Annotated in this window: 15 protein-coding genes, 1 tRNA gene and 3 pseudogenes; 9 read left to right on the top strand and 10 right to left on the bottom strand. The window is 35.1% G+C overall.

Annotated elements, in window-relative coordinates; all coding sequences use genetic code 11:
• Nucleotides 1–16: 16 nt before the first annotated feature.
• Nucleotides 17–334: a TusE/DsrC/DsvC family sulfur relay protein gene (locus GYW75_RS08515; RefSeq protein ID WP_034910032.1), complete on the bottom strand. Its 318-nt coding sequence runs from the start codon at nt 332–334 to the stop codon at nt 17–19.
• 194 nt (nt 335–528) lie between these two features.
• Between GYW75_RS08515 and GYW75_RS08510 the strand changes: the two genes are divergently transcribed.
• Nucleotides 529–616: transfer RNA gene (locus GYW75_RS08510), tRNA-Ser, on the top strand.
• Between the two features lie 205 nt (nt 617–821).
• Nucleotides 822–1,049, top strand: a pseudogene (locus GYW75_RS08505) (transposase); the annotation flags it as partial.
• A gap of 92 nt (nt 1,050–1,141) precedes the next feature.
• On the opposite strand, the gene GYW75_RS12795 reads toward GYW75_RS08505, so the two are convergent.
• The 5 genes and pseudogenes from GYW75_RS12795 to GYW75_RS08485 form a co-directional block, all read right to left on the bottom strand.
• Nucleotides 1,142–1,276: an IS3 family transposase gene (locus GYW75_RS12795; RefSeq protein ID WP_160409289.1), complete on the bottom strand. Its 135-nt coding sequence runs from the start codon at nt 1,274–1,276 to the stop codon at nt 1,142–1,144.
• An 11-nt stretch (nt 1,277–1,287) separates the two neighbouring features.
• Nucleotides 1,288–1,728, bottom strand: a complete 441-nt coding sequence (locus tag GYW75_RS12280; RefSeq protein ID WP_194240456.1) for a DDE-type integrase/transposase/recombinase — start codon at nt 1,726–1,728, stop codon at nt 1,288–1,290.
• A pseudogene (locus tag GYW75_RS12565) lies at nt 1,708–1,800 on the bottom strand (IS3 family transposase); the annotation flags it as partial. The gene GYW75_RS12280 and the pseudogene GYW75_RS12565, both read right to left, overlap by 21 nt.
• Before the next feature lie 60 nt (nt 1,801–1,860).
• Nucleotides 1,861–2,901, bottom strand: a complete 1,041-nt coding sequence (locus GYW75_RS08490) for a hypothetical protein (protein WP_174799037.1) — start codon at nt 2,899–2,901, stop codon at nt 1,861–1,863.
• Nucleotides 2,902–3,123: 222 nt separating this feature from the next.
• Nucleotides 3,124–3,465, bottom strand: coding sequence for a hypothetical protein (locus GYW75_RS08485; protein WP_174799036.1), 342 nt, complete (start codon nt 3,463–3,465; stop codon nt 3,124–3,126).
• 118 nt (nt 3,466–3,583) lie between these two features.
• Here GYW75_RS08485 and GYW75_RS12790 point away from each other — a divergent pair.
• The 4 genes and pseudogenes from GYW75_RS12790 to GYW75_RS12645 all read left to right on the top strand — a co-directional run.
• Nucleotides 3,584–3,748: pseudogene (locus tag GYW75_RS12790) on the top strand (alpha/beta fold hydrolase); the annotation flags it as partial.
• A gap of 133 nt (nt 3,749–3,881) precedes the next feature.
• Complete coding sequence (locus GYW75_RS08480) at nt 3,882–4,208, top strand: hypothetical protein (protein ID WP_065590835.1); 327 nt, start codon at nt 3,882–3,884, stop codon at nt 4,206–4,208.
• A gap of 11 nt (nt 4,209–4,219) precedes the next feature.
• The gene (locus tag GYW75_RS08475; protein WP_174799035.1) at nt 4,220–5,056 is read left to right on the top strand and encodes an MBL fold metallo-hydrolase; all 837 of its coding nucleotides are present in this window, start codon (nt 4,220–4,222) and stop codon (nt 5,054–5,056) included.
• Between the two features lie 120 nt (nt 5,057–5,176).
• A complete protein-coding gene (locus GYW75_RS12645; RefSeq protein WP_141671687.1) occupies nt 5,177–5,296 on the top strand; it encodes a transposase in 120 nt (39 codons plus the stop codon).
• 302 nt (nt 5,297–5,598) lie between these two features.
• Here GYW75_RS12645 and GYW75_RS08465 read toward each other — a convergent pair whose 3' ends face one another.
• Nucleotides 5,599–6,486: a LysR family transcriptional regulator gene (locus GYW75_RS08465; RefSeq protein ID WP_065590833.1), complete on the bottom strand. Its 888-nt coding sequence runs from the start codon at nt 6,484–6,486 to the stop codon at nt 5,599–5,601.
• 378 nt (nt 6,487–6,864) lie between these two features.
• Here GYW75_RS08465 and GYW75_RS08460 point away from each other — a divergent pair, with 378 nt between their 5' ends.
• On the top strand, nt 6,865–7,101 hold the full coding sequence (locus tag GYW75_RS08460; RefSeq protein ID WP_174799034.1) for a hypothetical protein: 237 nt from the start codon (nt 6,865–6,867) through the stop codon (nt 7,099–7,101).
• A gap of 251 nt (nt 7,102–7,352) precedes the next feature.
• Nucleotides 7,353–8,738 (top strand): MFS transporter, encoded by a 1,386-nt coding sequence (locus GYW75_RS08455; protein ID WP_174799033.1) that lies wholly within the window; start codon nt 7,353–7,355, stop codon nt 8,736–8,738.
• 317 nt (nt 8,739–9,055) lie between these two features.
• Here GYW75_RS08455 and GYW75_RS08450 read toward each other — a convergent pair whose 3' ends face one another.
• Both GYW75_RS08450 and GYW75_RS08445 read right to left on the bottom strand, forming a co-directional pair.
• The gene (locus GYW75_RS08450) at nt 9,056–10,321 is read right to left on the bottom strand and encodes a Y-family DNA polymerase (RefSeq protein WP_174799032.1); all 1,266 of its coding nucleotides are present in this window, start codon (nt 10,319–10,321) and stop codon (nt 9,056–9,058) included.
• A complete protein-coding gene (locus GYW75_RS08445) occupies nt 10,318–10,767 on the bottom strand; it encodes a LexA family protein (protein ID WP_202983953.1) in 450 nt (149 codons plus the stop codon). The genes GYW75_RS08450 and GYW75_RS08445 overlap by 4 nt, the downstream gene beginning before the upstream one ends.
• Before the next feature lie 1,246 nt (nt 10,768–12,013).
• Between GYW75_RS08445 and GYW75_RS08440 the strand changes: the two genes are divergently transcribed.
• Complete coding sequence (locus tag GYW75_RS08440; RefSeq protein WP_174799031.1) at nt 12,014–13,084, top strand: DUF3829 domain-containing protein; 1,071 nt, start codon at nt 12,014–12,016, stop codon at nt 13,082–13,084.
• Nucleotides 13,085–13,261: 177 nt separating this feature from the next.
• On the opposite strand, the gene acuI is transcribed toward GYW75_RS08440, so the two are convergent.
• Nucleotides 13,262–14,257 (bottom strand): acrylyl-CoA reductase (NADPH), encoded by a 996-nt coding sequence (gene acuI, locus GYW75_RS08435; protein ID WP_174799030.1) that lies wholly within the window; start codon nt 14,255–14,257, stop codon nt 13,262–13,264.
• Nucleotides 14,258–14,356: the final 99 nt, after the last annotated feature.

Below are 14,356 nucleotides of genomic sequence, written 5' to 3'. Positions count from 1 at the left end.
TAGTATTATCCTTTATCTATATGCATTTAACTGGTTTTGGTAAGCCTGCAAGTTTAGTTGCTTGTTTAGCAGGACCGTCTGGAAATAATTTATACAAATAACGACTATTACCCTTTTCTGCACCAAACTTTTTTTCCATTGCTTTGACTAAAGCTCGAATAGCTGGTGAGGTTTTATATTCTAAGTAAAAATCACGAACAAATAAAATAACCTCCCAATGGGCATCGGTTAATTCAATGGACTCTTTGGATGCCAATTCTGGAACCAAATCAACAGTCCAATCCTGCCAATTTTTTAAATAGCCTTTCTCATCAGTTTCTATCTGCTCTAACATTTTTTCAAAGTACGTTATTTTATTTGCGTTGTATTATACTCAATTAATCAAAATCCAACACTAATTTTGCAGGCGAATACGTTATTGTTTGTTTAATTTCTTCGAAATTTGATGAAATTTAAAGCAAACGATAAAAAAAATTAAAATAGCTATTTACAAATAAGCAAGTCTACTTTAATATTCACAGCCATTGCGGAAGTGTGGCTGAGCGGTTGAAAGCACCGGTCTTGAAAACCGGCGAGGGGCGACCCTCCCAGAGTTCGAATCTCTGCGCTTCCGCCATCTTCTTATTGTGGCAAATTCCACAGTTGTCCATAGAAGTCCACTTAAATCCACTATTTAAACGCCCACCGAAATATACTTGAATTATTTTGTATTTTTCATCAAATACTGTAACCATCCCCTAAAAGAGTACAGCAAAAAAGTAGAAAATTCTCTATGATAAAAGTAAAGGGGGATTAATTATGAAAAAAATGACTGAACTCAAATCGTGGCTATTTTAAAAGAAGCTGAAGCGGGTATTCCCGTTAAAGAACTGTGCCGTAAATATAGCATGGGTAATTCAACTTTCTATAAATGGCGGGAAAAATACGGCGGAATGGAAACTTCGGATATCAAACGCTTAAAGGAGCTGGAGGCTGAAAACCGCAAGCTTAAGCAGATATTTGCCGAACTGAGTTTAAAATCCCAGCTTCAAGAAGAAATTATAAAAAAGCTTTAGTGCCCACAAAGGCACGTAAAACGTGGGCACAGCAACTACAATTTATCATTGGTATGTCCACACTTTTTAGTACCAAAAAGATAAGGTCATCGATTTCTTTTGTATTCAATCGGCGACTGGTAATTTAATGTTGAATGAAGTCGATTATAATTAAACCAATCCACATAGTGATTAAATTCCAATTTAAGTTGCGCCAGTGAATCAAAAATAGTATTTGACACAAATTCTGTTTTCACTGCTTTGAATGTGCTTTCTGCAATTGCATTATCATAGGGCAGCCTTTGCGACTTAACGACCGTTTAATTCCAAATGCTGTTAAACATTCATCAATCAAATGATTATCAAACTCTTTTCCTCTATCAGAATGAAACAACTCAATCGTCTGTAAGTTCATTGGAATTTGACTCATAGCTTGCATGACCAGTGCCGCTGTTTTATGCCTGCCAGCACTTCGCCCCACTATTTCTCGATTACTGATATCAACAATTACACAAAGGTAGTGCCAACGTTGTTTAACCCTTACATAGGTTAAATCGGTCACCAATATCTTTCGTGGTTGACCTATATCAAATTCTCGATTCAGTTCATTCCCTACCAGCGATTCATTGCTTTTTTCTGTATGAATACAATATTTTTTACAGGTGTATTTCGAAACCCAGCCATTTTTCGCCATGATTCGACCTATTCGGCGTCGAGATACGGTTATGCCTTGCTTTCTCAGCTCTGCTTGCAGACGCCTTGTACCATAAGCACGATAAAAAGTTACGGAGTCAAACTATTTACAGAACAGATAAAACAAATTTAACTAAGGCTTAACACAAGCAGCTCTATATAGGTTAAAAGTTAATTCATAACCTAAATCCCCATCCCCTAGATCGACTCGAATTGATTTTCCCTTGTATGTATCGATTGTCCAATACCAATCATAAGGATGCTTAGTTTCCCAGTCGTCAAGACCTAAATAGTGATTAGGATGATTAAACAAAGTTCCCCATTCATTAATTAGTCCACCAATCCACTTGCCATTACCTCCGCGATAGCTTAATTGTCGGCGATAACCATTGATATTTCTTCCAGGAATACCTCCTGTCCAAATATCATCATTATTTGCATTAGTATAATCTGCAACACTCGGCATCCGATAACCAATTTGATTGCAATAATCTTTTGTCTTACTAGCTGAAGCATTTATACCAACCCCTTGTGCTATATACCATCTTTCAATTTTAAAGCTATACAAGACGTTACTTTTGGCTCTATCTGAATAAAGCTTAAATGTAGAGGGACTAAAATTTTTATTAGCACTACTGTTTACTGGTCCTTTTAGTACTATCTTTAAAGCTACATCTCGTGAGCCTTTTCCCCAACCTGGTGTTATTGCAGATGATAAAGCTAAACTAACTCCACTCCCTGATTCCGGGAATACTCTAGCGCCATTAGCTGAGATAATCTCTTCGGGCGTTACGTTTGCTAATAATAAATAAAAATAAACATTATTTGTTCCTGTCGATGGGAAATTACGTTGTGGATTGTTTATATCTTGTGGTACAAATCCTTTTCCTTTTACCCAATCAGGACCATCTAAATCTTTATATTCAGTATTATTACTGGAATCGTTTGATAAATTAGGTTGAGCATAACAAACCAATGGCGCACTTGGTTCAAAATAATCAGGATTCGATATCCATATCCATAAATCAACTGAACCTGCATCTCCGTCTGTACCATATTTTAAACACGGGTTTTCGAACGACGGTAATATTATGGCATCACTACGATGATTTTTTACGCGACCATTTTTACTAGTTAATGCTTCTAAACTCCATGAATATGGCAATAATAACACGCCCAACACCAACAAGAGTTTTCGGGGTAATTTGAGAGATAATTTGGAAAATATAAATGAGTTTCGTGCAAAAACTCGGCGAAGAGGATTATTTAATAAATTTAAATCGTAGGTTTGCCAGTGCTTGTGCCTTGTGCCTTGTGCCAGAAATGATAATGCATTATTGTCTACCTGTCAAGTAATATTTTGTTTTATTTAGATTTTTTATAATTGTCTGCTTATTTAATAAGCTTGTTTTCCTATAACGGTAAAAGTATAGCCGTTTAAAAAATAGTTGGCTAGTTTTTTCGTGGATTTTTGTAAAAAACATACAAATGAAATAGTCCTGTTTGGCGGCGACACCCGTCTCTTTCCCTTGTGAGGGTAATGTATCATGCTTCCATCACTCAATAGATTCAAGCGCACAACAGCAATATCAACACAGTTAGAGTATCTTACATTATCTGCTTCTGATTTGTTAATACAAGAAAAAGAGAGAGTAAAACGGCTAAACTGTTTATTAAAAAAGTCAGAAAAAATTAATTTGACAGTACCACTGTAATTAATGAATTCTTTTCCGGTCATCAACCATTTCGATGCGGATATCGAAATTATCCATTAGCGTAAGAAAAGAAATTATTCTAATAATATTAACAATATGGAACCACATGATATAAGTAAAAATAATTATATGGAGGTATAAATGTTTATTAGACCACTGAAATTAACTCAGCATATCGATGATGTACAGGGTCCTGAAAATGCAACAACGCTGATTCTTCTACACTTTCTGGGAACGGATTTGCACCTATGGGATTTGCAAATGCCGCGATTAACCGAGCGTTATCGGGTAGTCAGGTTGGATATGTTGATCAACTAAGGAGTAGTGATGCCGAATTCGGAATGGTATCTAGATGTTATTAAAAGCATGCGTTTATTAATATCAAGGATAATATAGTCACACAATTACTAAAATACTTACATATAGGAAAAGTTATTCGATGCCCAGTATTACTATTTATACAACATCAGATCATCACCTAGAAACTTGTGATTTTGCTGATTTTTCTACTTCTTTGACCAAACTTACCAAAGAGATTCTGAAAGCTAAAGATAATAATATCCATATAGCTTATCTAATTGCGGATGTAGGTTATGGGGAATCTGTATACTTTGAGGCTAAACTTAGACAAGAAGTTTTTCGTAGTGAGTCAGTCATGAATGAATTCTCACGTCAGGTTGATTTATTAATTAGAGAAAAGTTCGGCGTAATTGCGAGAATTCGTTGCTTTCTTTATGATTCCAATAATATTTTCGCAAAAAACTAAAAGGTAACTGTATGAATGATAAATTGCCAATGAAGGACCTTGGAGAGGTACAAGTAACTGCTGTTAGTGATGGCTACTTAAAAGTTGATTTTGGAATGCTGGCGAATATTAGTGAGACAGAGTGTTATTTCATTCAACAAAACGCCTGCCAAGATGAACCTAATTCAGTGCACATTAATGCCTTTTTAGTTCAACACAAAGGTAAAAATATCTTAATTGATAGTGGCGCAGGTAGTTTTAAAGGATGGGGAGGAAGGATAGTAAATAATTTGGCTAAACTTGGGGTGAAACCAAATGATATTGATGCCGTATTACTCACACATGCTCATCCCGATCATATAGGTGGCTTGATCAACTCCTACGGAGAGGCAGTATTTCCAAATGCAGAATTAGTAATTAGTCAAAATGAGTATGATTATCTAAAAGATGACAAAAAGTTTTTTTCTTCCAGCGATCGTGTCAAAGGTAATTTTATTTTTGCTCGCAATGTTTTAAAACAGTATCAAGAAAATCTGCGGTTAGTTAATGAAGGTGAGGTTCTTGCTGGTATACATGCATTACCATTAAAAGGGCATACACCAGGACATACTGGTTATAAAGTCGAGGGAGAAAATAGTAGTTTATTGATTTGGGGTGATATTGTCCACTTTCCACATATCCAACTTTTAAAACCGAATGTCTCAATTGCTTTCGATTATGATCCTAAATTGGCAGCGGAAACCCGTATTCGCATCCTTGATATGGTGAGTTCTAAACACATTCTTGTTGGTGGGATTCATTTTGGATGTGAAGGTTTTGGTTATATTCAAAAGCTTAAAAGAGGATATGAAATTGTACTTACTGATTAATTAACTAATGTTTTTTCAAATCATATTTAATAATTTTTTAAGCTATCAATTGTAACTATCCCCTAAAATAGTACAGCAAAAAAGTAGAAAATTCTCTATGATAAAAGAAAAGGGAATTTAATGATGAAAAAAATGACTGAACATCAAATCGTCGCTATTTTAAAAGAAGCTGAAGCTGATATTCCCGTTAAAGAGCTGTGCCGTAAATATGGCATGGGTAATTCAACTTTCTATAAATGACGAGAAAAATACGGCGGAATGGAAACTTCGGATATCAAACGCTTAAAGGAAATACTTTGAAGTCCCTCTGATAAAAATAATTTTGGCAAAGTTTCGAGAAAGAACCTTTGTCAATATACGTACACCTTCTTGAAAACGGAATAAATGTTATATTCTGAATTTGGATAATAGTATTGTGAGAGAAAGGGATTGTGTCAATAAGATACTCTCCCATTCCTTTAATATCTGAGCAATGTGGAACAGTTTGCGTGTTAAAATATTTCAATAGCATAGTCTGAGCTAGTATCATGCGTGCAGGTCAGTTAATAACCGATATCGTGCAACCGAGGATCTTGGAATATTGATATCATCATATCAATGAATTTATCAGTATCCAAATAGGGACAATCAACACGGTAGATAAGCTCAATTTTAAAATCATTAAACTCTCTAGCTAGCTGATGAATTTTTATTTTGTTCTTAATTTCATTACTGATTGAGCAACGTAAAACCAGCGAGACCCCTTTGCCAGTGGCTATGTTTGAAAACAAAACAGGATAAGATCCACATTCAATTACTCGTTTAGGCGTAATGTTACCTTCATTAAACAGTACACTGAAATTGCGAGTTGATGTGGCACATTTTTTACTACTTAACAAAAAAACTTCCCCGTCTAGACTAGATATATTTGTGATTGGTAAATGATTTTTTTCTGTGACAATCACTAATTCGCTGGAGAGTAATGTGAAACATGTATGCCGTTTGTTAGAAAAACCTGCTCCAACGATGACTGCATCAAATTCGTTTTTATCAAAAGCGTTGAGCAAACTGATCGTGTTTCCTATTGAAATATCGATGTTCCAACCCAACTCTTCACCAAAATCAATCAAAGAAGTAATTATATAGGGGGGTAAGCACTCAATTATTCCAATTCTTATGGTCAACTGACCATCTTTGGAGTAGGAAATGTTATTTTTACAATCATTCGCTAGGTTCAGCATTTTAAGTGCGTATTCATAAAGTATCTTACCCTGTGTAGTAGGTAGACATCCTTCGATTTTCCTATCTAATAATGTAACATCTAGCTTTTCCTCCAGACTTCGTATTCGATGAGAAATACTAGATTGCACTCGATTTAGGCGTTCTGCGGCTTGGGTTATATTCCCTGTGTCTACAACTGTTACGAACGCCAGAAGTTCATCTAGCTTCATTTTAACTCTCCTTCTAAGTGTTGAATAAATATTTCAACAATATTTTTAGTTATCAGAAGAGGGCTTTTGTAGGATAGTTGCAGCAAAAATAGTACTAGGCTAAAAATAAACCTTCATATCTAACAACTCTATTCCATGAGCTTGTCCCAACATAATATTATTAGGGTATCAATCTTTTCGATGTACATCACGATTTTATTCACTGGTTTTTTATTATTCTTAGAATTATGATTTTAGCATTAATATTGTTTGTCTATTCTATAACGTAATAGTGACACAATCAAATAGTTGCATGATAAACCGAATAGACTTTGATACGTTATCTAGTGTTAATTACAGCTAATTATTGAAACTTTCTACTCGTAAATAGGATAAAATATGGTGCACACTAAGTTTGATAGAGTAATGAATAATCTGGTTGATTATGCCTACGAGCAAACAACTTCTGATAATGATGCGATCCGCATGGCACATTTTTGTTTGTTAGATTCGATAGGGTGTGCGATAGCTGCCTCTTCTGATGCCGATTTTTCGAGATTGATGAATAGTGTGCAATTCAGCAAAAACAGTCAGGGCATTCCCATTATAGATAGATCTCTATGGTTAAGACCTTAGGAGGGATTAAGGGTATGCTTCCGCTGATTAGTGAAAGTATGCACAATCTATTTTATGTCCTCACCGCTTACTGCTTTCTCAGAAATATTCGTATCAACGGTAGCAAGTAGGAATGGAAAGCTCCTCGTAATCCAGTAATAGCTAGGCCAGAAGAAGTATTGACTCTTGGAATGATGACCTTTCTCGAAAGCAAAAGTTTAGAGACAAAAATTCTTTGCGCATAATTTCATTATAATAAAGGACCTGTAAATATGTCGTTGGTAAGTAATAGCAGTATTCTTGAGCAAGGTTTTGATGTACCAAGGCGCTATTTTGCAGCTGCGGCCATTTTGATAGGGGTGCTAATGTCAGCATTAGATGGTTCCATTGTTAATATTGCATTACCCTCCATTGCTTGTACGTTACAAATTGATTCTGCATCTAGTATTTGGATTATCAACGGCTATCAGGTTGCCAGCGCAGCCACGATGCTAATTTGTGCATCGCTTGGATCGAGGATTGGTGAAAAGCGTTTTTATACAGCTGGTATGATTTTATTTACGCTCTCATCCTTAGGTTGTAGCCTTTCTCCAACCTTTAGTGCTCTGGTCACTATGCGGATACTACAAGGAATTAGTTACGCTGTAATGATTAGCGTTGGGTTGGGGCTGTACAGAGTTATATTTCCACCTTATAAGTTGGGGACAATATTTGGGCTAAATGCGATGGTATTTGCGGTGGGTACGGCTGTCGGCCCAGCATTAGGAGGAATTATTATTTCTTATTTATCTTGGCCATGGCTTTTTTATATCAACATTCCACTTGGAGGGTTTGCTATAATCTTTTCGTTTATCTCATTAGGGAAAGATAATGAAAATGAAAAAGGCTTTGATTTAGCAGGAGCAATTAGCTCGGCAGGAGCATTAGGCTTGATGGTGATTACAGTTGATCAAATTGGTAGCTGGGAAAATCATTCGTTGATATTTTGCGCAGTGGTTTCAACGATCTTATTTATCCTATTTATTGCTGTCCAGACTCGTTCAAAGCATCCTTTATTACCGCTTGATATATTTTGTTCACGCCGATACACTTTTGCGGTGCTCTCTTCCCTATCTATGTTTGTTGCTCAAGGAATTGCGTTGGTAAGCTTACCTTTTGTTTTACAACATACTTATAACTATTCTGTGCTAGAGTCTGCTTTTATCTTTTCACCGTGGCCACTAGCTGTAGCTTGTTGCGCACCTATTGCAGGAAGACTGTCAAACCGTTTTAATCCTACCCATATATCTACTATTGGCGTGATGTTTTTTTGTATAGGTTTAGGTTCATTAGCTTTGTTATCGGAAGCTGCAACAGTGAGTGACTTCTTGTGGCGAGTGGTCATTTGTGGCGTTGGTTATGGTTTTTTTCTCCCGCCAAATAATAAGGAAATGTTTAGCAATGTTTCAAAAAATCGAACAGTCACAGCGTCTGGAGTATTATCTACAGCCAGAACGACTGGGCAGTCAATCGGTGCTGCTTTGGTAGCTATGGTAATTGCGCTATTAAATGGATTAATGGAGAGTACCAACGCAGAATTTGGTGTATATATTTTTTCTATTGCTTGTGTGATTGCTGCAATATCATCAGTTGTTAGTACATTACGTCTACGTTGTTAAAAAAATTCAAGAGGTGATTAATTGTGTATATAAATTCCAAAGGTACTGTCAAATTAACTTTCTAATATGAGTTTAAATTTGATAACTAATTTTTTATTTATAATTTTGGGTGAAACTCGGGTAATAGAGACCATTCGGTAAATTGACATGTGACTAAAACTCGAAAGGTTTTAGCAGAGCACAAGCACCTTACACAATTGAAATGATCATAGATATTGCCAAATCGAGATAAGAATAATTGTGTTTGCTTTAATGACTTAAATTCAAACATTTATATCGATAATATCATAGTTTTACTAAATCAAACTAAAAAATAATCATTTAACGATTAACAACTCTTCCCACCGAGTAGTATAACGCGGAGTCAGTAATTCACGTTTAATCTGCCAAGGGGCTTGCTTTCTTACGGTACCTAATTGCACCGTATGTTTACCCATCTTCTGGTTGATGGAATCCAGTGCTTGCATCAACTTATCACTTTTTTGCTTTTGCTCTATATTATTGAACGTTTCAAATAACTCATACTGCGTATCGGTGTGCTTAACCTGTAAGTCAAGTAACACCACGCCGGCCTTCATAAACAAAAAACCTTGTTTATAAATAGCCTGTAATCCCTTTTGTGCGGCTTGAATAATGAGCCGTGAATCATCTGTAGGCAAATGCAGTGGAACCACGATAGAAGGATGATATTGCACGATATCCTCACGAAATCGATTAGTTTTTAAAAAGACCTGTACGGCACTAGTCACAGAACTTTGCTTTCTGAGCTTTTCAGCTCCTCGACTAGCATGAACGCGAATAGCTTCTTGCACATCAAATAGCTCACCAGTTAACTGACCAAAGCTACGCGAAACCATAATATTCTGTTTAGGAATAGATAAATCATCCAATTCGATACAAGGTGTACCTAGTAGCTCTAACACCGTCCGTTCAAGCATCACGGAAAATTGCTGTCTAATTTGTTTAGTGTTTGCTTGCCGCAAATCCCATGCAGTCTGGATGCCTAACGATTGTAGTTTCTCTGAAATACGCCTTCCAACACCCCACACTTTACTCACAGGAAACTGCTGCAAGACTCGACTCAATAAAGGTTTATTATTCGGTAAATAACAAACTCCTTGATAAGTGGGTTGTTTTTTAGCAACATAATTGGCTATTTTGGCTAAAGTTCGTGTTGACGCAATACCGATACTGACGGGGATACCTGTATCACGTTTGACTTTGGTTCTTATTGTTTGACAGTGCGAAATAACATCTGAGAACCCTGTTAAGGAAATAAAGGCTTCATCAATCGAATACAGTTCTACATCTGCTGTATAATCACGCACTGTATTAAAAACACGCTGACTCATATCACCGTATAGCTCATAATTAGAACTCAACAAGGTGATTTTTTTACGAACACTCGGGGAAATTTGATAAGCAGGCATACCCATCGGAACAAGTGGTTTCAACTCATTCGATCGCGCAATGACACAGCCGTCATTATTGGATAAAATACCAATCGGTTGTCCTTCAAGCTTAGGATTAAATACTCGCTCACAAGATGCGTAAAAATTATTACAATCCACTAACCCAATCACAAATAGCCACGACCTCTGAGAGAGTGGATCGTATGAATCACTATTCCCCAAATATGCACTTCTTTACCAGCTAATGAGATCGGTGGATAAAGCGCATTACCAGCTAATAAATGATATTGACCATTAATTACGCCAAGGCATTTACAGGTTAACTCTCCATCAATGGCTGCAATGACCACATCACCGACTACTGGTTCTAAAGAGCGATCAACAATTAATAAATCACCACTAAAAACACCATAATCCACCATTGAATCACCCATTGCCTTGATATAATAGGTCGCACTAGGGTGTTTGACTAAATGCTCAGTTAAATCGAGTTTCGCTTCTAAATAATCATCAGCTGGCGAAGGGAAACCAGCTCTAACTGGTATATCCACCAACGGTAGTTGATTAATAATAGATGTATCAACACAGCCAAGCACAATACAACTGAATTTGTGCAAGAAAATACTCCTAAAAACTAAACGAAAGAACATCACCACTGTTTTTTTAGTTATCGTGGCAAAAAACGAACATGGATAAATATACAGCATATAATGCGAACTTCAACAGATTTTAGTGTAAAAAAATATAAAAGTGTAAACAAAGCACTATGTGAATAAGTTAGCTTGATAGTGTCAAATCAAGGAATAAAATTGGATATATCAAAGCGATTAATACAGAGTGTAATAACTTTTTTAGTTTAGACAACGTGCTACACTATCTACAAGAGCAACTTTTGAATCAATTAATAAGGTCAACTGGACATGAAAAATAGACTATTTATTTTAATATTGTATTTTAATTTTTCTATTATTATGACTGTAAAGGCTGAAATGATGAATCCTAATGTAAACACGAACCATTGAACAACATTTGCAAGATGATAACCGTTTAGTGGAGTATAAGTTTTATAGCACTATTACAAAAAGAATTAGTTAATAAAAAAGATTTCTTCCAGCTAAAAGACCTAGAGAGTAATTAATCCTAACAATTGAGTTGCTCGAATTTTACTTTTCCTGCGCTTCCTCCATCTTTTTTAAATATAAATCAATAAACTACAATTTAAAAAATATAAATTCAATTTTATCAAAAAATAACTGTCACTAATTTGACTAAAAATTATAGTTAACCTTACAACCATTTAAGCGCTGAAATGTGCTGTTAAATATTGAATACCACAACTTCTATAAAATATAAAACACTAAAACAAACAGCGTAAGCGTAATTTTCCAGATAAGCACTATAGGGTATTTACAAAAATATTCACTTTTTAGATTATATTTTTGTAAACAGATTCAGGAGTCAATATCATTTGATAATTAAAACTTCTCAGAATCCTTCTTAGTAAAGCGTGTGATCACCATCATATCAATTAAAAACTCACGAAACAGGTATTCCTCAAATAAATGGGTTAATCAAAAAAATAATACATACCTTAATGGAATGATCAGCAAATAGTTCACCATTCAAAGATAAAAAACAAAAGGTTAAATAATTTCCAACAAAATGCCTTATGAGTTTTTAAAGAATCATTTTAACCATGAAATATAAGCAACTCGGTGTTTTCCTACAATATAAGGCTTATTACAAAATTAAGCCCCAATATCACAATTTTTATTTCATTTCATATTTTATTAGAAATAATCTTTAAAAGATAATAAAGTATTAATTCAATGAATTTAGAACACAAAAATGAAGGGATAAACAATGAAAAAAAATTTTTTAAGCGTATTGATTGCTGGATTTTTGATGATTGGCTGTGATGACAAACCAACTGAAAACAAAACGCAACAACCAACAGCAGCTTCAGAAGTTAAATCTTCTAAGTCTAAAACTACTGAAGATGTTTCACGGCAATTTGCACTGAAAGCACGTAAAGGTAATATATGGCTAGATGTTTTTAATGCTAATGTCTCCCAAGCTGCAGATAAATTAAGAGGGAATGGACATGGCAGGATGACTTCTTCTCTTTATCATCTTGATAGCAGTGTTGAGGGTTTTTTAAGAGGTATCAGTGATAAAAACGGTAAAATTGATGTCAATTATGTGAAAAAAAATCCAACGAAACTTTTTATCGGTTATCACCCAGGACCAAAAGAGCTTGATGAATATAAACAATTGATTACTGAGTTATTAGCATTTAAACCAGAGTTACCCGAACTTGATGCCGCAGGCAAAGCATTAAGTGATAAATATATTGAAATAGGATTAGCTTATGATCAGATAGCTAAATATTATTTAGATAATGAGTATAAATTGGATGACTTTGCCAAATTACCTGAACTGTTAAATAATTTGAACACGCTTTATAACCAATATATTGAAGCAAAAAGTGTGGCTTTAGCGGATTATGGTAAATTATACAAAGAAATCCATGCATTTCAAAAATCAGAAATAAAAAACAAAGGGTTAACACTTAACTACAATTGCATGGAAATCATGGATTTATCTGAAGATGTTATCGATTTAATCAATGAAAGCTTTAACGAAGACAACCAGTTTAAAAATCTCGATAAATCAGCCCTTGAACAAAAAATTCAACAAATAGAATCCATAGCTAATGAATTAATGACGAATAAAGGCAAAAATAAATTGATTAAACAACAAGGTTTAAACGATATGTATTATGACGGTTTTGTTGATTGTTTACCTGGATTGATTAATCAAATGAAAGTAGTTTTAAAAAATTTACAGACCAATACTGTAGAAAGAGAAGTTGATTCTTTGAATGGGGAACTTAAAAGTGTAATTAAAGGCTATAATCAAGTAATCAATTAAAAATAGATAAACATCGTTTCATTGCTAACATTTTAGTCATTATCAATGACAATAAATAGTGGTATAAATAAAAGCGGTGTAATATTACATCGCTGTTTTTTTTAACTTTATAGCAAATGAGTAGGACAAGTAATTAACAGTAATTATCAAAATACTACTGTTTAGTCAAACCTAGATTCATTTGTTTACATCAACAACAAAACGCCCTTTTATTTGCCCTGCAATCATTTTATTTGCCACCTCAACACAATCATTTAGTGTGATTGTATTACTAATATGAGATAACACTTTTTCATCCAGATTGTGTGCCAATAAATTCCATGCTGCCACACGTTTATCATAATTTGCCATCACACTATCCACCCCAGCTAACGAAACACCTCTTAAAATAAACGGCGCAACCGTTGCTGGTAAGTCCATGCCTTGAGCAAGACCACAACACGCCACAATTCCGCCATATTGAGTTTGGGCACAAGCATTTGCTAAAGTGTGCGAACCAACCGCATCGACAACAGCTGACCACAGTTCTTTTTGTAATGGTTTACCCGTTTCTTTTAAGGTTTGACCATCAATAATATTAACTGCGCCAAGTTGTCGTAAATAATGATCTTCTTCAATTTTACTCGTTGATGCGGTGACTTGATAACCAAGTTTAGTAAGTAATGCAACGGCAATTGAGCCAACTCCACCACTAGCACCTGTTACCAAAACCATACCATCTTGTGGTTTTACACCTAAATCAACAATACGTTGGACACAAAGGCCTGCTGTATAACCTGCCGTACCAATTGCCATTGCTTGATAATCTGTAAGTTTGTTGGGCAAGGGTATTAGCCAATCAGATTTTAAATAAGCATATTGTGACAAACATCCCCAATGAGTCTCGCCACACCCCCACCCATTTAATATAACTATATCGCCTTTTTGATAGCAACCACTACGACACTCTAGCACAATACCAACACCATCAATACCTGGTACCATTGGCCACTGTCTAACAACAGGACTTTTATTAGTTAAAGCTAGCGCATCTTTATAGTTAATACTTGAATAGGTTATTTGGATTAAGGTATCACCTTCTTGCGCTAATAACTGCTGTTTACTAATACTCTTTAAGGAGCATGAAAACCCCGTTTTTTCTTCTTTCGATAAAACAATGGCATTAAATGGCATAGTGTCTCCTCATCACATATAGTATCGGAACATCTAAATAATATAATAATCCACTTAAATATTAGATGTTTTTTTAATAATAAAGAGTCATTCGAGAAA

Origin of the sequence: Gilliamella sp. ESL0232 (assembly GCF_013346885.1) — a bacterium.
GTDB lineage: Bacteria > Pseudomonadota > Gammaproteobacteria > Enterobacterales > Orbaceae > Gilliamella > Gilliamella bombi.
This window is presented reverse-complemented; position numbering and strand designations above follow the sequence as displayed.